At 71.0% G+C, this 19,494-nt stretch carries 20 protein-coding genes and 1 riboswitch; of the genes, 11 read left to right on the forward strand and 9 right to left on the reverse strand.

Features of this window, described 5'->3' with window-relative positions; all coding sequences use genetic code 11:
* Positions 1-78: 78 nt before the first annotated feature.
* Positions 79-756 (reverse strand): maleylpyruvate isomerase family mycothiol-dependent enzyme, encoded by a 678-nt coding sequence (locus AB0D27_RS41240; RefSeq protein WP_362519657.1) that lies wholly within the window; start codon positions 754-756, stop codon positions 79-81.
* Positions 757-794: 38 nt separating this feature from the next.
* Between AB0D27_RS41240 and AB0D27_RS41245 the strand changes: the two genes are divergently transcribed.
* The 3 genes from AB0D27_RS41245 to AB0D27_RS41255 all read left to right on the forward strand — a co-directional run bounded on the left by AB0D27_RS41245 (position 795) and on the right by AB0D27_RS41255 (position 3,929).
* Positions 795-1,463, forward strand: coding sequence for a hypothetical protein (locus tag AB0D27_RS41245; RefSeq protein ID WP_362519660.1), 669 nt, complete (start codon positions 795-797; stop codon positions 1,461-1,463).
* 133 nt (positions 1,464-1,596) lie between these two features.
* Complete coding sequence (locus AB0D27_RS41250; protein WP_362519710.1) at positions 1,597-2,805, forward strand: Cmx/CmrA family chloramphenicol efflux MFS transporter; 1,209 nt, start codon at positions 1,597-1,599, stop codon at positions 2,803-2,805.
* A 20-nt stretch (positions 2,806-2,825) separates the two neighbouring features.
* A complete protein-coding gene (locus AB0D27_RS41255; protein ID WP_362519663.1) occupies positions 2,826-3,929 on the forward strand; it encodes a GNAT family N-acetyltransferase in 1,104 nt (367 codons plus the stop codon).
* Positions 3,930-4,130: 201 nt separating this feature from the next.
* Here AB0D27_RS41255 and AB0D27_RS41260 read toward each other — a convergent pair whose 3' ends face one another.
* Both AB0D27_RS41260 and AB0D27_RS41265 read right to left on the reverse strand, forming a co-directional pair.
* Positions 4,131-4,394: a DUF4031 domain-containing protein gene (locus tag AB0D27_RS41260; RefSeq protein ID WP_362519666.1), complete on the reverse strand. Its 264-nt coding sequence runs from the start codon at positions 4,392-4,394 to the stop codon at positions 4,131-4,133.
* Positions 4,391-4,786, reverse strand: coding sequence for a hypothetical protein (locus tag AB0D27_RS41265; RefSeq protein WP_362519669.1), 396 nt, complete (start codon positions 4,784-4,786; stop codon positions 4,391-4,393). Before AB0D27_RS41265 ends, AB0D27_RS41260 begins: the two co-directional genes overlap by 4 nt.
* Positions 4,787-4,842: 56 nt before the next feature.
* Here AB0D27_RS41265 and AB0D27_RS41270 point away from each other — a divergent pair, with 56 nt between their 5' ends.
* From AB0D27_RS41270 to AB0D27_RS41295, 6 genes are all read left to right on the forward strand, one after another.
* Positions 4,843-5,769, forward strand: a complete 927-nt coding sequence (locus tag AB0D27_RS41270; RefSeq protein WP_362519672.1) for a MurR/RpiR family transcriptional regulator — start codon at positions 4,843-4,845, stop codon at positions 5,767-5,769.
* Positions 5,770-5,945: 176 nt separating this feature from the next.
* On the forward strand, positions 5,946-6,881 hold the full coding sequence (murQ, locus tag AB0D27_RS41275; RefSeq protein WP_362519675.1) for an N-acetylmuramic acid 6-phosphate etherase: 936 nt from the start codon (positions 5,946-5,948) through the stop codon (positions 6,879-6,881).
* A 16-nt stretch (positions 6,882-6,897) separates the two neighbouring features.
* Positions 6,898-8,292: a PTS transporter subunit EIIC gene (locus AB0D27_RS41280; RefSeq protein ID WP_362519678.1), complete on the forward strand. Its 1,395-nt coding sequence runs from the start codon at positions 6,898-6,900 to the stop codon at positions 8,290-8,292.
* Entirely contained in the window at positions 8,289-8,876 is a 588-nt protein-coding gene (locus AB0D27_RS41285) for a hypothetical protein (protein ID WP_362519681.1), read from the forward strand. Before AB0D27_RS41280 ends, AB0D27_RS41285 begins: the two co-directional genes overlap by 4 nt.
* A gap of 60 nt (positions 8,877-8,936) precedes the next feature.
* A complete protein-coding gene (locus tag AB0D27_RS41290; protein WP_362519684.1) occupies positions 8,937-9,110 on the forward strand; it encodes a DUF397 domain-containing protein in 174 nt (57 codons plus the stop codon).
* A gap of 282 nt (positions 9,111-9,392) precedes the next feature.
* On the forward strand, positions 9,393-10,214 hold the full coding sequence (locus AB0D27_RS41295) for a hypothetical protein (RefSeq protein WP_362519687.1): 822 nt from the start codon (positions 9,393-9,395) through the stop codon (positions 10,212-10,214).
* Positions 10,215-10,257: 43 nt separating this feature from the next.
* On the opposite strand, the gene AB0D27_RS41300 is transcribed toward AB0D27_RS41295, so the two are convergent.
* From AB0D27_RS41300 to thrC, 5 genes are all read right to left on the reverse strand, one after another.
* On the reverse strand, positions 10,258-11,382 hold the full coding sequence (locus tag AB0D27_RS41300) for an NADH:flavin oxidoreductase (RefSeq protein ID WP_362519690.1): 1,125 nt from the start codon (positions 11,380-11,382) through the stop codon (positions 10,258-10,260).
* 241 nt (positions 11,383-11,623) lie between these two features.
* A complete protein-coding gene (gene groL / locus AB0D27_RS41305) occupies positions 11,624-13,249 on the reverse strand; it encodes a chaperonin GroEL (RefSeq protein WP_362519692.1) in 1,626 nt (541 codons plus the stop codon).
* Positions 13,250-13,532: 283 nt separating this feature from the next.
* Positions 13,533-13,736: a cold-shock protein gene (locus AB0D27_RS41310; RefSeq protein ID WP_005315736.1), complete on the reverse strand. Its 204-nt coding sequence runs from the start codon at positions 13,734-13,736 to the stop codon at positions 13,533-13,535.
* Between the two features lie 458 nt (positions 13,737-14,194).
* Positions 14,195-14,470 carry a MoaD/ThiS family protein gene (locus AB0D27_RS41315; RefSeq protein WP_362519695.1) on the reverse strand — a complete coding sequence of 92 codons (276 nt, stop codon included), beginning with the start codon at positions 14,468-14,470 and terminating at the stop codon, positions 14,195-14,197.
* Positions 14,467-15,765 carry a threonine synthase gene (gene thrC / locus AB0D27_RS41320; protein WP_362519698.1) on the reverse strand — a complete coding sequence of 433 codons (1,299 nt, stop codon included), beginning with the start codon at positions 15,763-15,765 and terminating at the stop codon, positions 14,467-14,469. Before thrC ends, AB0D27_RS41315 begins: the two co-directional genes overlap by 4 nt.
* A 17-nt stretch (positions 15,766-15,782) precedes the next feature.
* A riboswitch (SAM riboswitch) is annotated at positions 15,783-15,934 on the reverse strand.
* Positions 15,935-16,091: 157 nt separating this feature from the next.
* On the opposite strand from thrC, the gene AB0D27_RS41325 reads away from it, so the two are divergent.
* Entirely contained in the window at positions 16,092-17,036 is a 945-nt protein-coding gene (locus AB0D27_RS41325) for a glucosyl-3-phosphoglycerate synthase (RefSeq protein ID WP_362519701.1), read from the forward strand.
* Positions 17,037-17,115: 79 nt separating this feature from the next.
* Entirely contained in the window at positions 17,116-18,510 is a 1,395-nt protein-coding gene (locus tag AB0D27_RS41330) for a trehalose-6-phosphate synthase (RefSeq protein ID WP_362519704.1), read from the forward strand.
* Here the strand turns inward: AB0D27_RS41330 and otsB are convergent.
* Positions 18,498-19,343 (reverse strand): trehalose-phosphatase, encoded by an 846-nt coding sequence (gene otsB / locus AB0D27_RS41335; protein WP_362519707.1) that lies wholly within the window; start codon positions 19,341-19,343, stop codon positions 18,498-18,500. The two genes, AB0D27_RS41330 and otsB, sit on opposite strands and share 13 nt — an antisense overlap.
* Positions 19,344-19,494: the final 151 nt, after the last annotated feature.

Raw genomic sequence — 19,494 nt, forward strand, 5'->3', positions numbered from 1 at the left:
GCTTCGCGCTCGTCCTCAAACTCCCCCACTCTCGGCTTCGCTCGAGCGGGGGGACCCCCACGACGGGCTGGATGCTCCTCAGGCGAACAGGTTCAGCTCCCCCTCCTCCGCCCCCACCAGCTCATACCGGCCCGACCCCGCGACCGGTCGCCCGGCGTACAGCCGTACCAGGGTGGCGGCGTCGCCGATGTAGCGGGCCGGCGGCCGGTCGCCCGGGACGCCGCCCAGGCGCAGGGGCTCGTCGACGTCGTCGAGGTCGGCGTGCAGCGGCACATGGTCCCTCTCCCGGCTGACCCGGGCGAGCAGAGCGAGCGCGTCCGGCAGCGCGACGCCCTCGTAGGCCCCCGGCTCCCCGAACGTCTCGCGGACGTCCCCCGCGTGCACCCACTCCCCCAGCGCGACCGCGTCGAGCACACCGCCCGCCTTGGCGATCACGGGCCCGGCCTCGGTCATGCCGCGCTCCAGCTCGTCGATGACCTCCCTCGTCGACCAGTCCCCGCGCTCGGCGATGTCCCGGTCGTTCGCCTCGGGACCGAACACCCCGGGCTCGAACCGGCTCTCCACCACCCGCGTCAACGCGGCCGAGCAGTGCGCCAGCACATCCCGCACCGTCCAGCCCGGACACGCGGCGCTCGCCAGCGCGAAGTCCTCCTCCGGCCTGGCCCGCAGCAGCGGTAGTAGCGCGTCCCGCTCGGCAACCAGCAGCCGCCCGGGCAGTTCCGGGTCCCGTACGTCATGTACCTCTCCAGGAATCATGGCTCCACGCTAGGGCCCCCGGCGGGGACAATGGCGGCATGGCAGCAGACAGGCACCGGCACCCCGCTCACGAAGATCTGGAGAAGCGCTGGGCGGCCACCGTCCAGGCGGCCCGGGACGGCGGCGGCCCCGATCCGTCGCCGTACGCCCACGCCGAGAACCTCCTGGCCCGCTGGGCGGAACCGCAGCGCCGGTACCACACCACCGACCACCTCCTCGCGGTCCTCGACCACATCGACGTCCTGGAGGAGTACGCCGAGGACCCGGCCGCGGTACGCCTGGCGGCCTGGTTCCACGACGCCGTCTACCTTCCCGACCGCTCGGAGAACGAGGAGCGCTCCGCCCGTCTCGCCGAACGCGCCCTCCCCGAACTGGGCGTTCCCCAGTCCCGTACGGACGAGGTCGCCCGGCTGGTCCGCCTCACCGTCACCCACGACCCGGCGGCCGACGACCGCGACGGCCAGGTCCTGTGCGACGCCGACCTCGCCGTCCTGGCGTCGTCCCCGCCCGCGTACGCCGCCTACGCGGCCGCCGTCCGCGAGGAGTACGCCTTCGTCCCGGACGAGGCGTTCCGCGAGGGCCGTGCGGCGGTTCTGCGCCAACTCCTCGAGCTCCCAAGGCTGTTCAGGACTCCGTATGGGGAACGGGAGTGGGAGGAGCGGGCGCGCCGGAACATCGCCGGTGAGCTGGACCTGCTCAGCGTGTGACGGCCTCGGCCTCCGGCACGAAGCCGAAAACCGGTTCGACGGTGGGCGCTGAAGGACGTACGAAGGAGGAATGTCCCCGGACCCGCCACCGTTGAACGCCCATATGGCTGCCCCCGCCGCTCGTCGGCCCCGTATGCCCCTCGCCGTCTACGTTCTCGGGCTGTCCGTCTTCGCCCTGGGGACCAGCGAGTTCATGCTTTCCGGGCTGCTCCCGCCCATCGCCGACGACATGAACGTGACGATTCCGCGGGCGGGGCTGCTGATCTCCGCCTTCGCGGTCGGGATGGTGGTGGGGGCGCCCCTGCTCGCGGTGGCGACGCTGCGGCTGCCGCGCCGGACCACCCTCCTCGCGCTCATCGCGCTGTTCGGAGTGGGTCAGGTCGCGGGGGCGCTCGCCCCGACGTATGCCGTGCTGTTCGCGTCGCGTGTCGTCAGCGCGCTGGCGTGCGCCGGGTTCTGGGCGGTCGGCGCGGCGGTGGCCATCGCGATGGTGGCGGAGAACGCGCGGGCGCGGGCGCTGGCGGTGATGATCGGCGGGCTGTCGATCGCGAACGTGCTGGGGGTGCCGGCCGGTGCCTTCCTCGGGGAGGGGCTGGGCTGGCGGTCGGCGTTCTGGGCCGTCGGCGCGGCCTCCGCGGTCGCCCTCGTCGGGATCGTCACGCTCATCCCGCGTATCCCTTCCCCCGCCGAGAAGCCGCAGCTCAGGCGCGAACTGGACATCTACCGTGACCGTCAGGTCCGGCTGTCCATCGGCGTCATCGCGCTCGCCGCGGCCGGCGTCTTCTGCGCCTTCAGTTACCTCGCGCCGCTGCTCACGGACGTGGCGGGGCTCGACGACAGCTGGGTGCCGACCGTGCTCGCGCTGTTCGGGGTGGGCGCGCTCATCGGTACGACGATCGGCGGGCGGTTCGCCGAGGCGCACCTCTTCGGGGTGCTGATCAGCGGCATAGCGGCCGACACCGTCATCCTCGTCGCGCTCGCCCTGTTCGGGCGGTACGCGGTCGCCGCCGTGGTCCTCTCCTTCCTCCTCGGCGTCGCCTGCTTCTACACGGCCCCCGCGCTCAACGCCCGCATGTTCAACGTCGCCGCGGCCGCCCCCACCCTGGCCGGCGCCACGACCACCGCCGCCTTCAACCTCGGTAACGCGGGCGGCCCCTGGCTCGGCGGCATCGTCATCGACGCGGGGTTCGGGTACACGTCCACGGCGTGGGCGGGCGCCGTCCTGACGACCGCCTCCGTCGGCATGGCCGCGTACGCGCTGCGGCTGTACCGGCGCAACCCGCCCTCGCGCGTGGTGACGCGCACGAACGCCGCCCGAAATCCCGTACGCATCCAGCCCTGATCCGACCTATCCTCGCCCGCATGACAGACATGGGCGGGGAGCAGTTGGCGGAAGCCGTCGCGGGGAGCGCGGCCGTGCTGCGCGGCGCGGCCGGGCGGGACTGGGAGGGCGTCAAGGCGGGAGGTCTGGAGTGGAGTTGCCGGCAGACCGCCGAGCACATCGCCGGTTGCCTCCTCTCGTACGCGGGGCAGTTGGCCGGACGGCCCGCCGAGGCGTACGTCCCCTTCGACATGGTGATGGAGGACGGCACCGACAACGCGGGCGTCGTCGACGTGATCGAGACGATGGGAGCGCTGCTCGCCTCCGCCGTGCATACGACACCGCGCGAGGTGCGCGCCTTCCACCCCTACCCCTTCCGCAGCGCGAGCCGCGAGGGTTTCGCCACGATGGGCGTCACCGAAGTCCTGCTCCACACGCATGACATCGCCGAGGGGCTCGGCCTCACCTACGAACCTCCGGCCGCCCTCTGCGAGGCCGTTCTCACCCGGATCTTCCCCCATGTCCGCCCCGGACCCGATCACTGGCGCACCCTCCTGTGGGCGACCGGGCGCGGCGAACTGCCGGGCCGCGCCCCGCTCACCAAGTGGCTCTGGAGCAACAACCTGGTGATCGACAGCGAGCGGCTCACCCTGCAAGGGGTCACGCCCGCTGCCGCAGCGGATCTGCGGGCGGGCGGTGCCGGCGGCTTCGAGTGGATCGAGGGCGGCCCGTTCGAGGGCACGCGGGACGCCGCCGGGATGGTCCTGAAGGCGTACGAGGGCGGGGTGCACCGTCCGGAGTGGGGCATGTTCGTGCTCGTACGGCGCGAGGACGGCCGCGCGGTCGGAGCGCTCGGCTTCCACGGCGCCCCCGACCAGGAGGGTCGCGCCGAGATCGGCTACGACCTGGCGGAGAACGCCCGCGGCCACGGTTACGCGACCGAGGCCGTACGCGCCCTCGCCGCCTGGGCCCTGGCCCGCGACGACGTCAAGCTCCTCTACGCGGCCATAGAGCGGACCAACACCCCCTCCCAGGCCGTCATTTCCCGCGCCGGGTTCCGGAGAGTGAGCGAGGACGTGGAGCAGGAGGCGTACGAGCTGCACGGCCTGGACCGGTCATTGGAGCTCTACTCCAGAGAGGGCTGACCCGCCCCGAGCCCGGCGGGCATGAGCCGCGCTCCCCTCGGGCCGGTCCCGGGAGGACTGACCCGCCCCGAGCCCCGCGGGCATGAGCCGCGCTCCCCTCGGGCCGGTCCCGGGAGGACTGACCCGCCCCGAGCCCCGCGGGCATGAGCCACGCTCCCCTCGGGCCGGTCCTCGCCGGCTGAGGTCTACGGTCCGCCCGGGTCAGCTGGGACGTTTGCGCCGGCGCAGTCCCGCCCCGTGCAGCAGCCGCACCACCTCGCGGCTGCTGACCTCCACCGCGCCGGCGGCGACGGCGTCCGCGTACCGCTGCGCCGGGATGTCGTAGTGGTCCCGCTCGAAGGCGCGGCGGGGAGCGCCCAACTCGGCGGCGAACGTGTGCAGTTCGTCGTACGAGACATCGCTGATCAGGTGCGACCACACGCGCCCGTGTCCGGGCCAGGTGGGCGGGTCGATGTAGACCGTCACGAGGGCGGGCTTCCACCGGTCGCCGAGCCGAGCGAGCCCACCGAGGCGACCCGGACGCCCGCCTTGTGGCACACCCACTGCGGGTCGGGTCCCAGCTCGGGCTCGACGTCGAGGGCGTGTGGGTCGCCGGAGCCGCAGACCGGGCACAGCGGCCACCGTCCGTACCGCTCCAGCAGCGCGTCCTGTACGTCCTGGGCGACGAGCCCGGCGACATAGCCGGCCCCTTCCGGCCACTGCTCGACCCACCAGCGACGCTGCACCACCGAGTCCTCGACCAGGGTGACGACATCCGCCTCGGCGACCTCGCCCGCGATCAGGTCGGCGAGGACGAGGGCGCGCGCCGCATGCAACGCCTGCTCCAAGGGGCTGATGGGGTTGCCGGTGGGGTCCATGTCCCCATTGTGCGCACCCTTGACCGTATGCCTCAAAGGAAAATATCTTTCACCACGTGACCCATGACGTGAAGGAAATTTTCGCGGGAGAGGCGCCGCCCGCCCCCGCCGCCCTCGCGGCCAAGGTGCGCACGCTCGCCCCGTCGATGACCCGCTCCATGCAGCGGGTCGCCGAGGCCGTCGCCGGCGACCCGGCAGGCTGCGCGGCCCTCACGGTCACCGGCCTCGCCGAGCTCACCGGCACCAGCGAGGCGACGGTCGTCCGTACCGCCCGGCTCCTCGGCTACCCCGGGTATCGGGATCTGCGCCTCGCGCTCGCCGGGCTCGCCGCCCAGCAGCAGTCCGGCCGCGCGCCCGCCGTCACCGCCGACATCGCGGTGGACGACCCCATCGCGGACGTCGTCGCGAAACTGGCGTACGACGAGCAGCAGACCCTCGCCGACACCGCCGCCGGGCTCGACACGGTCCAGCTCGGCGCGGCCGTCACCGCGCTCGCCGCCGCCCGCCGCATCGACATCTACGGCGTCGGGGCGTCCGGTCTGGTCGCCCAGGACCTCGCCCAGAAGCTGCTGCGCATCGGGCTCATAGCCCACGCGCACAGCGACCCGCACCTCGCCGTGACCAACGCGGTGCAGCTGCGCGCCAAGGACGTGGCGATAGCCATCACCCACTCGGGCTCGACCGGCGACATCATCGAACCGCTCCGGGTCGCCTTCGAGCACGGGGCGACGACGGTCGCGATCACCGGCCGCCCGGGCGGTCCCGTCGCGCAGTACGCCGACCACATCCTCACCACGTCGACGGCCCGCGAGAGCGAGCTGCGCCCGGCGGCGATGTCGTCGCGCACCAGCCAGCTGCTGGTGGTGGACTGTCTGTTCGTGGGCGTCGCCCAGCGGACGTACGAGACGGCGGCACCGGCGCTGTCCGCCTCGTACGAGGCGCTGGCGCACCGCCACACACCGCGCGGCGGCGGCCACCGCTAGGACACTCCGGCGTCGGGCACCACTGGGACACTCCGGCGGGGGCACCGCCGGGGCGCTCCGGCAGGGGCACCGCTGGGACACCCCGGCGGTTGGCACCGCTGGGACACCCCTGGCGGTGGGACCGCTGGGGACGGACCACACCTGTACGTACAGCACCGAAAAGAGCCGCTCCCGTCATGACCTCCATGTCCAACTACGGCGATCTTCGAGCAGAGTTGGAGACGCTGACCACCGAGGCGTTCCGCCCCGAACTCTCCGGGATCGACCGGCTGTCCACGCTGGAGATCGCGAAGATCATGAACGGCGAGGACGCGACGGTGCCGGCGGCCGTCGCCACGCGGCTGCCGCTCATCGCCGCCGCCATCGACGACATCGCGGACCGTATGTCCCGCGGCGGACGCCTCATCTACGCGGGCGCGGGCACCGCGGGCCGCCTCGGCGTCCTGGACGCCTCCGAGTGCCCGCCCACCTTCAACACCGACCCGGCCGAGGTCGTCGGTCTGATCGCGGGCGGCCCGAGCGCCATGGTCACCTCCATCGAGGGCGCCGAGGACTCCAAGGAGCTGGCGGCGGCCGACCTCGAGGCGCTGTCACTGACCCCCGACGACACGGTGGTCGGCGTCTCCGCCTCCGGCCGCACCCCGTACGCCGTCGGCGCCGTCGAGCACGCCCGCGTCCGCGGCGCACTGACGGTCGGCCTGTCCTGCAACGCGGACAGCGCCCTCGCCGCCGCGGCGGACCACGGCATCGAGATCGTGGTGGGCCCCGAGCTGCTGACCGGCTCCACGCGCCTGAAGTCGGGCACCGCCCAGAAACTCGTCCTGAACATGCTCTCGACGATCACGATGATCCGCCTCGGCAAGACGTACGGGAACCTGATGGTCGACGTACGCGCGTCGAACGAGAAGCTGCGGGCCCGCTCCCGCCGCATCGTGGCGCTGGCGACCGGCGCCTCGGACGAGGAGATCGAGCGGGCGCTCGCCACCACGGACGGCGAGGTGAAGAACGCGATCCTGACGATCCTGGGTGAGGTCGACGGGCCCACGGCCGCCCGCCTTCTGGCGGAGAGCAAGGGCCATCTGCGCGCCGCGCTGGCGGCGGCGACCGGCTGACCAGCACTCTCAGAGGGTGCGCACTCCGGACACTCTCACCGCCGAAGCGATCCTCCCCCTTGTGGGCGGCCCCGCGAACGTTCTCACCGTCGCCCACTGCATGACCCGGCTGCGGCTGGGCCTGCGGGACCGGAACCTGGTGGACGAGGACGCCCTGCGGGCGCTCCCCGCCGTACTGGGCCTGGTCGCGGACGACGACACGTACCAGATCGTGCTGGGACCGGGCACGGTCGCCCGGGTGACACCGGAGTTGGAGGCGCTGCTGACCACGTCGGCCGGTCAACTGGCGGCGATGGGCGCCGAGTTGAAGGCCGCCCAGCACCAACGCAACTCCACACCCCTCAAACTCCTCCTCCGCCGGGTCGCGAACATCTTCGTGCCGCTGATCCCCGCCCTGATCGGCTGCGGCGTGATCGCGGGCCTCAACGGCCTGCTGATCAACCTCGGTTGGCTCCCGTCGCTCACCCCCGCCCTCACCGCCATCGCCGCCGGGTTCATGGCGCTGATCGCCGTCTTCGTCGGCCACAACACGGCGAAGGAGTTCGGCGGCACGCCCGTCCTGGGCGGCGCGGTGGCGGCGGTCATCGTGTACGCCGGGGTGGCGAAGGTGACGGTGTCCGGCATGACGCTCGCCCCCGGCCAGGGCGGCGTCCTCGGCGCGCTGGCCGCCGCGCTCCTTGGCACGTACGTCGAGAAGTGGTGCCGCCGCCGGGTCCCGGCGGCGCTGGACGTCCTGGTCACCCCCACCCTCACGGTCCTCGTCACGGGCCTGGTGACGCTGTACGCCCTGATGTACGCGGCCGGCGAGCTCTCCTCCGCCATCGGTACGGCAGCGAACTGGCTCCTTTCCACCGCGGGCGCCTTCGCCGGTCTGATCCTGGGCGGCCTGTTCCTCCCCCTCGTGATGCTGGGCCTGCACCAGGCCCTGATCCCCATCCACACCACTCTCATCGAGCAGCAGGGCTACACGGTCCTGCTGCCCCTCCTGGCCATGGCGGGCGCGGGCCAGGTCGGCGCGGCCCTGGCGGTGTACGTCCGGCTGCGCCACGACACGTCCCTGCGGACGACGATCAGGTCAGCCCTCCCCGCCGGCCTGCTCGGCGTCGGCGAACCCCTCATCTACGGCGTCTCCCTCCCCCTCGGCCGCCCCTTCATCACGGCGTGCGCGGGCGGAGCGGCGGGCGGCGCCTTCATCGGCTTCTTCTCGATGCTGGGCGACAAGGTGGGCTCGACAGCCATCGGCCCGTCGGGGTGGGCCCTGTTCCCCCTGCTCTCCGGCAACCAGGGCCTGGCTCTCACCGCCGCGATCTACGCGGGCGGCCTCCTGACCGGGTACGCGGTCGGCTTCGGGGCGACCTTCTTCTTCGGCCTGGCCGGGTTGTCAGTGGGGCATGGAAAGGTGGACCCATGAACCACGCACAGCTGACCGCCCTCGGCCGGGCCCTGCGCGTCCTCGGCGAGCACGGCGACGCCCTGAACGCCGACACCCCCGACGCGAAGCTGCACGAGGTCAAGGCCGACCTGAAGCGGGCGCTGGACCTGCTGGAGGAGACGGTGACGACGGCTGCGCCCACCACCCGCTGCGCCGAGCACCCGAACGGCCCGGTGGACGAGGGCGCCGCCGACCTCTGCCTCCTCTGCGAGACCCGCCGCCGCGCCGCCCGCCGCACGCAGGTGAACGACGCGTACGGGCACGGCCGCCCGACCGCCCCGGACGAGACCGCCGACCGCACGATGTCCCGCTACGGCATACGCGGCGACCGCCCCCAGCCCCAGCAGCGCTGGCTCCCGGAGGTCTGGAACGGCCAGGCGTGGCAGCTCTGCGGCACCCCCCGCCGCGACCGCCAGGAAGCCGAGCGCTACCTCGCCGCAGAGCGCCGCACCCCCCGCCCCGGCATGGCCTACCGCCTGATCCACGAGTTCACGGACTACGAGGTGCTGCGCATCTGGGGCACACCGGTGAAGATCGACATCGAGCCGATGGGGAACTTGTAAGCCTCCTCCGGAGGTGACGCAGATGGGGGCCCGGCTCGCCCCCGGCAATGCGGCAGTGCGGTGACACGGTACAAGTCCAGCTACAGCGGCGGCGAGGGCGGCAACTGCCTGGAAGTCGCCCCCGGTTTCCCCACCCTCGCCCCCGTCCGCGACTCCAAGAACCCCCACGGCCCGAAGCTCGCGTTCCGGACCGAGGCGTGGTTGGCCTTCGTCGAAAACCTCAAGCACAACTGACGCGCAGTCGCCCCGAAGCTCAAGCGCCCAGCTCCGAGCCCTCTTTCCAAGGAACGGGAGGCGGGCCCCAACCCGCCCTCCCGCCCCGCGAGTTGACTTGACGCGACCGGCTTGCCACGGACAGTCACGAGGGTCTAGCGTGCCCGCATAACGAACAGCCCCCGCCAGGTGCGGCAAACACCTGCGGGGGCTTGACCTACGAGATCGAAGGAAAAGTTCGATCCCATGGCTGATGCCAAGCTTAGTGCTGCGCCCCTGCCCGCGCACGCGTCCCCACACCCCATGGCCAACCCGGGTTACGGAAAGCGCGCCGCACCGGACCAACTCCCTCGCACAGACCGCGACTTCGCGCACCTCCCGCCCCGCGAAGCAGCGATCGCCGCGTACATCGACCGCCTCCCCGACGGCGCCGACATCTCCGTAAAAACGCTGGCCAAGACGCTCCCGTACGGCCAATGCGCCCTGCGAACGGCGCTCAACAACCTCACCAGGGCGGGCCACTTACGCCGAGGCCGCGAACACCTGGCCGACTCGGCCAGTCCCCGCTGGATCACTCGAACGTGGTTCTCGCGCACGGCGCGGGACGACGACTGGTGGGCGGCGTTCACGCGAGGCGACGTACCGCAGGAGCCGCCGGAACCCCGGGCCGGACCCACCCGCTCCCGCGCGTACATCCTGCTGGCGGCGCTGGGCCGTACGACCCCGGCGCTGTCCCTGTCCCACAGGGACTGCGCGGACCTCGCGCCCCTGCTCACGGAGTGGTTCGCGAGGGGAGCCACCGACGAGCACGTACTCCAGTCCCTGACCGGGGGTCTCCCGACCCCGGTCCACAGCCCGGCAGCCCTCGTCCGCACCCGCCTGACGACCAAGCTCCCGCCCGAGCCCGTACGGGAGATCCCACGCCCACCCCTCCGCGTACTGGAGTGCGCGAAGTGCGGGGCCCCAGGCCGCCCGGAAGCCCTGCCGGGCGGCACCTGCGGCCCCTGCCGGGGCGAGGCCGAGCCTCGCCGCCCCGCCGCGCCCGTGGCGTCGTCCACAGTCCGCACCCGCGTGGCTGACATCCGCGCCGCAATGGCCGATCGCAGACAAGGAAGCCGAACGTGAACGGGGGGGCGAAGACCGCCTCCCCCGCCCGTCCCGCGGAGGGTCAGCTCAGGGTCTGGAGGGCCGCCGGGTCATACGCGCCCAGCTCCCCGAAGCGCCCGTCGAGGACCTTCGCGGCCCACTCCGGGTCCTGGAGGAGCGCGCGGCCCACGGCGACGAGGTCGAACTCGTCGCGCTCCAGGCGGTCCAGGAGGTTGTCGAGGGCGGCCACCGAGGCGCCCTCGCCCTGGAAGGCCTTGAGGAAGTCGCCGTCGAGGCCGACCGAGCCGACGGTGATGGTGGGCTTGCCGGTGAGCTTCTTGGTCCAGCCCGCCAGGTTCAGGTCCGAGCCGTCGAACTCCGGGTGCCAGTAACGTCGCGTGGAGGCGTGGAACGCGTCCACGCCGGCCGCGGCGAGCGGCGCGAGGATCGCCTCCAGCTCCTCCGGGGTCTCGGCGAGCCGGGCGTGGTACGCCTCCTGCTTCCACTGCGAGTAGCGGAAGATGATCGGGAAGGACGGGGACACCGCGGCACGGACCGCGGCGGCGATCTCCGCCGCGAACTTCGTACGGGCCACCGGGTCACCGCCGTACGCGTCCGTACGGCGGTTGGTGCCGGACCACAGGAACTGGTCGAGCAGGTAGCCGTGCGCGCCGTGCAGTTCGACACCGTCGAAGCCGACGCGCTCGGCGGCGACCGCGGCCTCGACGAACGCCGCGATGACGTCGTCCAGGTCCGCCTGGGTCATCGCCTTGCCCGCGTCGGCCGTTCCGTCCAGGCCGATCCCCGACGGGCCCACCACCGGCGCGTCCGCGAACGGCGGTTCCCCCGCCTTGCGCACCATGCCGATGTGCCACAGCTGCGGCACGATCTTCCCGCCCGCCGCGTGCACGGCGTCGGCGACCTTCGCCCAGCCCGCGAGCTGCTCCTCGCCGTGGAAGCGCGGGACACGGTCGCTCTGCCCGGCCGACTCGTGGCCGACGTACGTGCCCTCGGTGACGATCAGACCGACGCCCGCGGCGGCACGGCGGGAGTAGTAGCCGACCACGTCCTCGCCGGGGACGCCGCCCGGGGAGAACTGCCTCGTCATCGGCGCCATCACGATCCGGTTCGGGACGGTGAGGCCGTTGAGGGAGACGGGGCGGGAGAGGATCTCGGCCGCGCGGGAGGCGGAGGCGGTGGCAGTCACGTAGGGGGCTCCTCGGGGAGGTCGACCAGGCGTCGAGCAGAGAGGGTCAGGACATTCCGGGCGGTATGTGCACATGCATCAACCGTCCGTCAACGTCAACTGCCTCGCCCGCCAGGGCATTCCGCGGCCCTGAGGCCTGCTCCTGTGATCCCGGCCACGCCCCGAACGCCCGAGGGCGGCACCCCTTGAGAGAAGGGGGGCCGCCCTCGAAACGTAAGGACAGTGATCAACCAGAGGTCGATCAGAAGTCCATGTCACCGCCCGGCATGCCGCCCGGAGCGCCGCCCGCGGCGGCCTTCTCCGGCTTGTCGGCGATGACGGCCTCGGTGGTGAGGAACAGCGCGGCGATGGAGGCGGCGTTCTGCAGGGCAGAGCGGGTCACCTTCGCCGGGTCGATGATGCCTTCGGCGATCATGTCGACGTACTCACCGGTCGCGGCGTTCAGGCCGTGGCCGACGGGCAGGTTGCGCACCTTCTCGACGATGACGCCACCCTCGAGACCACCGTTGACGGCGATCTGCTTGAGCGGGGCCTCCAGGGCGAGCCGCACGGCGTTGGCGCCGGTCGCCTCGTCACCCTCGAGGTCCAGCTTCTCGAAGACGGAAGACGCCTGGATGAGCGCGACGCCACCACCGGCGACGATGCCCTCCTCGACGGCCGCCTTCGCGTTGCGAACGGCGTCCTCGATGCGGTGCTTGCGCTCCTTGAGCTCGACCTCGGTGGCGGCACCGGCCTTGATGACGGCCACGCCGCCGGCCAGCTTCGCCAGACGCTCCTGGAGCTTCTCGCGGTCGTAGTCCGAGTCCGAGTTCTCGATCTCGGCGCGGATCTGGTTGACGCGACCGGCAACCTGGTCCGCCGAGCCCGCGCCGTCGACGATCGTCGTCTCGTCCTTGGTGATGACGACCTTGCGGGCGCGGCCCAGCAGGTCCAGACCCGCGTTCTCCAGCTTGAGGCCGACCTCCTCGGAGATGACCTCGCCGCCCGTGAGGATGGCGATGTCGCCGAGCATGGCCTTGCGGCGGTCACCGAAGCCCGGGGCCTTGACGGCGACGGACCTGAAGGTGCCACGGATCTTGTTGACGACCAGGGTCGACAGGGCCTCGCCCTCGACGTCCTCGGCGATGATCAGCAGCGGCTTGCCGGACTGCATGACCTTCTCGAGGAGCGGCAGCAGGTCCTTGACGTTGCTGATCTTCGAGTTGGCGATCAGGATGTACGGGTCGTCGAGGACGGCCTCCATACGCTCCATGTCGGTGGCGAAGTACGCCGAGATGTAGCCCTTGTCGAAGCGCATACCCTCGGTGAGCTCCAGCTCCAGACCGAAGGTCTGGGACTCCTCGACGGTGATGACGCCTTCCTTGCCGACCTTGTCCATCGCCTCGGCGATGAGCTCGCCGATCTGGGTGTCGGCGGCGGAGATGGAGGCCGTCGAAGCGATCTGCTCCTTGGTCTCGACATCCTTCGCCTGCTCGAGCAGGGCACCGGAGACGGCCTCGACGGCCTTCTCGATACCGCGCTTGAGAGCCATCGGGTTGGCGCCGGCGGCTACGTTGCGAAGGCCTTCGCGGACCAGCGCCTGGGCCAGGACGGTCGCGGTCGTCGTGCCGTCACCGGCGACGTCGTCCGTCTTCTTCGCGACCTCCTTGACCAGCTCGGCGCCGATCTTCTCGTACGGGTCCTCGAGCTCGATCTCCTTGGCGATGGAAACACCATCGTTGGTGATCGTGGGGGCGCCCCACTTCTTCTCGAGGACGACGTTGCGGCCCTTGGGGCCAAGGGTGACCTTGACGGCGTCGGCGAGCTGGTTCATCCCGCGCTCGAGACCGCGCCGTGCCTCCTCGTCGAACGCGATGATCTTGGCCATGTGAAGTGGTCCTCCCGGACGGGGTGGATTGCTCCGGATCGCGCCCGCGCCCGCGACGGACGGCCTGCAAGCCCTGCGGTTCCTTGCCCCACAGGTCTGCGGACCTCACTGGCACGATCCAAGTTCTGTCACTCTCACTAGGAGAGTGCTAACGCCAATGATTAGCACTCGACACCTGCGAGTGCAAGCGCCTCTCGCCAAGTGGAGACGCACGAGGGGCCCGCGTCCCTGGTGGGATGCGGGCCCCTCGGCGTGAGTGCGTCGGTGGTCGTTCGCGCCGGGATCAGACGGCGAGCTTGACCATGTCCGCCTGTGGACCCTTCTGGCCCTGCGAGATCTCGAACTCCACTCGCTGACCCTCTTCAAGGGTGCGGTAGCCGTCCATCTGAATCGCGCTGTAGTGCACGAAGACGTCCGCACCACCGTCGACCGCGATGAAGCCGTACCCCTTCTCCGCGTTGAACCACTTGACGGTGCCCTGAGCCATGCCTAACTCCCCTATTACTGGCCCTTGCACAGATCCGCACTTCGCGGATCCGGGTCAGACCTCACCCCCCAACGATTGGGGGTGTGCGCCGGAACGCGTCGACCGCGGCTGAATGTATCTGTCCAACTGCCGTCTGCAACAGGTCAATCGGACGAGAATTCTGGGCACGGCCGATCGGGAATATACGGAGAATTCGCGAAGATTCAGGGCAAGTCGGGCCCCATAAATGCCATGAAAGGCTTAAAAAGATGGGGACTTTGGCTACTTCTTGTCTGCTGCCGGGCAAGGACTCATATGCGTCCGGCATAAAACTGGCATAGAAAGCGAAGCAGGTTCCCCAACTGTACCGTGCTCAACCAAGCAGAATTGCCCCCTCCGCTTCTCTCACGGAGGGGGCAATTCGATGAACTCTGGGTGACGAGCATTACCTTCGGTAACGGACTCACCGTGTGTGACGGTCAGCCTCCGGCGACGGCCGGGATGATCGAGACGCCCGCGCCGTTCGGCGTCGCCGTCTCCAGCCCCTGCTCGAACCGCACGTCGTCGTCATTGACGTACACATTGACGAAGCGGCGCAGCTTGCCCTGGTCGTCCAGGACGCGGGCGGCGATACCCGTGTGGTTCTTCTCCAGGTCGGAGATGACCTCGGCGAGGGTGGTGCCCTCGGCGCTCACCTCGGCCTTGCCGCCGGTGTAGGTGCGCAGGATGGTGGGGATGCGGACGTTGACGCTCATGATGCGAGGCCAGCCTCTCGGAAGGAGTCGAGGTTCGGGCGGATGGTCGCGGTGAGGCCGGTGTCCGAGGCCACCGCGTCCAGAGTCTTGAGGCCGTCGCCGGTGTTCAGCACGACGGTGGTGAGGGTCGGGTCGAGGACGCCGTTCTCGATGAGCTTCTTCGTCACGCCGACCGTCACACCGCCCGCCGTCTCGGCGAAGATGCCCTCGGTCCGCGCGAGCAGCTTGATGGCGTCGACGATCTGCTCGTCGTTCACATCCTCCACGGCACCGCCGGTGCGGCGCGCGATGTCGAGCACGTACGGCCCATCGGCCGGGTTGCCGATGGCGAGCGACTTGGCGATGGTGTTCGGCTTCTGCGGCCGTACGACGTCGTGCCCGGCCTTGTAGGCGACGGACACCGGCGAGCAGCCCTCGGCCTGCGCGCCGAAGATCTTGTAGGGCTTGTCCTCGACGAGGCCGAGCTTGATCAGCTCCTGCAGACCCTTGTCGATCTTCGTGAGCTGCGAGCCGGAGGCGATGGGCACCACGAGCTGGTCCGGGAGCTTCCACCCCAGCTGCTCGCAGATCTCGTACGCGAGGGTCTTGGAGCCCTCCGCGTAGTACGGGCGCAGGTTGACGTTGACGAAGCCCCAGCCCTCGCCGGCCGGGTCGCCGATCAGCTCGGAGCAGAAGCGGTTCACGTCGTCGTAATTGCCCTCGATGCCGACGAGCTCGCCGCCGTACACCGCGGCCATGACGACCTTGCCCTGCTCCAGGTCGTGCGGGATGAACACGCAGGAACGGAAGCCGGCACGGGCGGCGGCGGCGCCCACGGCGCCGGCGAGGTTGCCGGTGGAGGAGCAGGAGAGCGTGGTGAAGTCGAAGGCGCGGGCGGCCTCGATGGCCTGGGCGACGACGCGGTCCTTGAAGGAGTGCGTCGGGTTGCCCGAGTCGTCCTTGACGAAGAGCTTGCCGGCGTCGACGCCCAGCTCACGCGCCAGGTTGTCGGCCTTGACGAGCTTGGTCCAGCCGGGGTTGATGTTCGGCTTCTCGGCGACGTCCGCGGGGACAGGCAGAAGGGGCGCGTAACGCCAGATGTTCGCGGGGCCCGACTCGATGCGCTTGCGGAGTTCCTCGGTCTCGTAGGCCGAGAAGTCGTACGCGATCTCCAGCGGGCCGAAACACTCCTCGCAGGCGAAGACCGGGCCGAGCGGCACGCGGTGACCGCATTCGCGGCAGGAGAGCGCCGCGGCGGGACCCAGATCGACGGAGGTCGCGGAGTTCGTGGTGCTTGCAACTGTCTGCGCAGCCATGGAGGCGAGGCCCTTTCTCCTCATCTTCCTCACGACGCACTTCGCCGTGAGACGGATTTGGCACCTTCCCTAGCCGGGAGCCTCGCGACGACGACGCAGTCGTACGAGACCGGCTGGAGGGTTGCCGGGGCTTCATCGGGCCGTATCCCTCTGCCCCTCTGGATGAGCGCTATTCGGTTGTACGGGGATGATCTACGCAATGCGATGGTCATCCGCGTTGTTCAAGACTGTAACCGAAGGCCAGGACAGTTGAGATAGTCGTCCGAACCGCGAGATGGATCACACCGTGCGAGACGGGGTGATCAGACAGTGAGGAGCCGCAGACTGTGCTGGAAGAAGTTGAGCGCTGGCTGAGCACACGCTCCTGGTCCGCGACCGATCGCCCGCTCCACAAGCTCATGGCCGCCAAACGCACCACCGGGTCGACGGTCAGTGTCGTACTGCCCGCCCTCAACGAGGAGGAGACGGTCGGCGAGATCGTCGCCGTCATCCGCCACGACCTGATGCGGCAGGTGCCCCTCGTCGACGAGATCGTCGTCGTCGACTCGGGCTCGACGGACCGCACCTCCGAGGTCGCCGCCGCCGCGGGCGCGCGCGTCGTGCACCGCGACGACATCCTGCCGCGGATACCGACCGTCCCCGGCAAGGGCGAGGTCCTGTGGCGCTCGCTGCTCGTGACGAGCGGGGACATCGTCTGCTTCATCGACGCGGACCTCAAGGAGTTCTCGTCCGACTTCGTCTCCGGGATCGTGGGCCCGCTGCTCACCGACCCGGGCGTGGACCTCGTCAAGGCCATGTACGACCGCCCGCTCGGCTCGGCGGCGGGCCAGGGCGGCCGCGTCACCGAACTGATGGCCCGCCCGCTGCTGAACATGCACTGGCCGCAGCTCGCCGGCTTCGTCCAGCCGCTCGGCGGCGAGTACGCGGCCCGCCGCTCCCTGCTCGAACAGCTGCCGTTCCCCGTCGGATACGGCGTCGAGCTGGGCATGCTCGTCGACGCGCTGCACCTCGTGGGCCTGGACGCCCTCGCCCAGGTCGACGTCGGCGTCCGCAAGCACCGCCACCAGGACGGGCAGGCGCTCGGCCGGATGGCTGCCGCGATCTACCGCACGGCCCAGCTGAGGCTGGCCCGGGGCCATCTGATCCGTCCGTCCCTCACCCAGTTCGAACGGGGCAGGGACGGCTTCGAGCCGCGCACCCACTCCGTCGATACGGAGGAACGCCCTCCGATGTCCGAAATCGCCGAATACCGGAAACGAAGGGCCGCCTAGACCGGCGGCCTGAGCCGACGGATTGCATACGGCGCACGGGAACGTTTGAGCGTTTCCACGCCGGGCTAGGTTTCGAGGCATGGCTTCTGCGCACGGTGACCATCGCATCCTCGTCGCGTCCAACCGCGGCCCGGTCTCCTACGGGGTGCGCGAGGACGGCTCGCTGCACGCCAAACGGGGCGGCGGCGGGCTGGTCTCGGGCCTCTCCGCGATCGGACCGGACGCGGGCGCCCTGTGGGTGTGCTCGGCGCTCGGCGACGGAGACCGCGAGGCGGTACGGCGCGGCGTCGGCGAGGAGGGCGTACGGATGCTGGACATCGACGCCGAGGTACACGCCGACGCGTACAACGGCATCGCGAACTCCGTGCTGTGGTTCGTGCACCACATGCTGTACCAGACGCCGCTGGAGCCGGTCTTCGACGCGGAGTTCCGGCGCCAGTGGGCGTCGTACGAGACGTACAACCGGGCGTTCGCCCAGGCGCTGGCCGACGAGGCGGCCGAGGGCGCCGTGGTGGTCGTACAGGACTATCACCTCACCCTCGTCCCCGGCATGCTGCGTGAGCTCCGTCCCGACCTGCGGATCGGGCACTTCTCGCACACCCCGTGGGCGCCGGTGGACTACTTCCGGCTGCTGCCCGGCGACATCGCCGAGCAGGTGCTGCGCGGGATGCTCGGCGCGGACCGGCTCGGCTTCCTCACCCACCGTTGGGCGGACGCGTTCACCGCGTGCGCGGACGCGTTCGTCGGCGGGCTCGGCTCGACCCGGGTCGGGGTGCACGGCCTCGGCGCGGACGCGGACTTCCTGCGGCGGCGGTCGCACGAGGCGGACGTCGACGAGCGGATCGCCGCGCTGCGGGAGCAGATCGGCGAGGGCCGGCGGACGATCGTGCGGGTCGACAGGACCGAGCTGTCGAAGAACATCGTGCGCGGGCTGCTGGCCTACCGGCAGCTCCTGGAGGACCATCCGTCCTGGCGCGAGCGCGTCGTGCACGTCGCCTTCGCCTACCCCTCCCGGCAGGACCTCGTCGTGTACCGCGACTACACCGCCGAGGTGCGGCGCGTGGCCGAGGAGATCAACTCCCAGTATGGGACGCCGGATTGGACGCCGGTCGTCCTCCACGTCAAGGACGACTTCGCCCGCTCGCTGGCCGCCTACCGGCTGGCCGACGTGGCCCTCGTCAACCCCATCCGCGACGGCATGAACCTCGTCGCCAAGGAGGTCCCGGTCGTCTCCGACGAGGGGTGCGTGCTGGTGCTGTCGCGAGAGGCGGGCGCGTACGAGGAGCTGGGCGAGGACGCGGTCTCCGTGAACCCGTACGACGTCATCGGCACCGCCCGCGCCCTGCACGAGGCGCTGACCATGCCCTTCGGCGAACGGGCCGAACGCACCAAGCGACTGGCCGCCGCCGCCACCGCTCTGCCGCCCGCCCAGTGGTTCCTGGAGCAGCTGCGCGAGCTGGATCAGCCCAGTTGAGCCGCGAGCGTCGACAGTAGTCGTACGACCCCTGCCGGGCCGTCCACCACCAGGTCGGCCCGGTCGGCCAGTTCCGCGACCTCCGAGCTGCCGCTGCACACCAGGAGCCCCGGAACGCCCTCGGAGCGGAGCTTGTCGACGGCGGCGAAGGCGGGCAGGTCGCCCAGGTCGTCACCGGCGTAGAGAACGGACTCGGCGCCGATCTCCCGGACGTACTCCAGCAGGGCGACGCCCTTGTCCATGCCCGGCGGGCGCAGCTCCAGGACCATGCGGCCCGGCTCCACGATCAGACCGTGCCGGGCGGCCAGGTCGGTGAGGGGCTCGCGCAGGGCCTCGAACGCGGCCTGCGGGTCCGACGCGCGGCGGGTGTGGACCGCGACCGCGCGGCCCTTCTCCTCGATCCAGGTGCCCTGCCAGGCGCCGATCTTGTCCAGGAAGCCGGGTAGCTCGGCACGCACGGCGGCGACGCCGGGGTGCGGGGCGGGAGCGGTGACCGTGCCGCTCACCGCGTCCCAGCGTTCTGCCCCGTAGTGGCCAAGGACGACGAGGTGCTCCAACCCCGGTACGCCCGCGAAACCTCCGTAGCGGACCGCTACGCCGGCCGGGCGGCCGGTGATCACGGCGACGGAGGCGACCTTCGGGGCGAGGGCCGCCAGTGCGGGGACCGCGTCGGGGTGGGCTCGGGCCTGGTCGGGGTCCGGGACGATCGGGGCGAGGGTGCCGTCGAAGTCGAGTGCGATCACCGCCCGGGTGGGGCGGGTGAGGATGGCGTCGAGGCCGTCGCGCCCGGCGGGGGTCGCGGGGGCCGGCATGGAATCCGGGTGGCTGCCCATAGGGCGACCCTATCCGCGCGGGCCCCGGTCCGCCCAAGGCTGATCCAGCCCGTCCGGCGCTTGAGGACGAGCGCGTCAGCGCGATACGGGGGGTCTGGGGGGCGGAGCCCCCCAGGTACGGGACGGGTAGGGGCGGAGGGGGCGAAAACCC

The sequence above is a fragment of the Streptomyces sp. NPDC048415 genome (assembly GCF_040651675.1).
In the GTDB taxonomy this organism is placed as follows: Bacteria; Actinomycetota; Actinomycetes; order Streptomycetales; family Streptomycetaceae; genus Streptomyces.

Coding starts and splice junctions, on each gene's coding strand:
- AB0D27_RS41315 (WP_362519695.1), bottom strand. CDS start 14,470: ATGAGCGTCAACGTCCGCATCCCCACCATCCTGCGCACCTACACCGGC.
- otsB (WP_362519707.1), bottom strand. CDS start 19,343: ATGGGCAGCCACCCGGATTCCATGCCGGCCCCCGCGACCCCCGCCGGG.
- thrC (WP_362519698.1), bottom strand. CDS start 15,765: ATGGCTGCGCAGACAGTTGCAAGCACCACGAACTCCGCGACCTCCGTC.
- AB0D27_RS41310 (WP_005315736.1), bottom strand. CDS start 13,736: ATGGCTCAGGGCACCGTCAAGTGGTTCAACGCGGAGAAGGGGTACGGC.
- murQ (WP_362519675.1), top strand. CDS start 5,946: ATGACCTCCATGTCCAACTACGGCGATCTTCGAGCAGAGTTGGAGACG.
- AB0D27_RS41330 (WP_362519704.1), top strand. CDS start 17,116: ATGGCTTCTGCGCACGGTGACCATCGCATCCTCGTCGCGTCCAACCGC.
- AB0D27_RS41245 (WP_362519660.1), top strand. CDS start 795: ATGGCAGCAGACAGGCACCGGCACCCCGCTCACGAAGATCTGGAGAAG.
- AB0D27_RS41240 (WP_362519657.1), bottom strand. CDS start 756: ATGATTCCTGGAGAGGTACATGACGTACGGGACCCGGAACTGCCCGGG.
- AB0D27_RS41265 (WP_362519669.1), bottom strand. CDS start 4,786: ATGGACCCCACCGGCAACCCCATCAGCCCCTTGGAGCAGGCGTTGCAT.
- groL (WP_362519692.1), bottom strand. CDS start 13,249: ATGGCCAAGATCATCGCGTTCGACGAGGAGGCACGGCGCGGTCTCGAG.
- AB0D27_RS41250 (WP_362519710.1), top strand. CDS start 1,597: ATGCCCCTCGCCGTCTACGTTCTCGGGCTGTCCGTCTTCGCCCTGGGG.
- AB0D27_RS41295 (WP_362519687.1), top strand. CDS start 9,393: ATGGCCAACCCGGGTTACGGAAAGCGCGCCGCACCGGACCAACTCCCT.
- AB0D27_RS41285 (WP_362519681.1), top strand. CDS start 8,289: ATGAACCACGCACAGCTGACCGCCCTCGGCCGGGCCCTGCGCGTCCTC.
- AB0D27_RS41255 (WP_362519663.1), top strand. CDS start 2,826: ATGACAGACATGGGCGGGGAGCAGTTGGCGGAAGCCGTCGCGGGGAGC.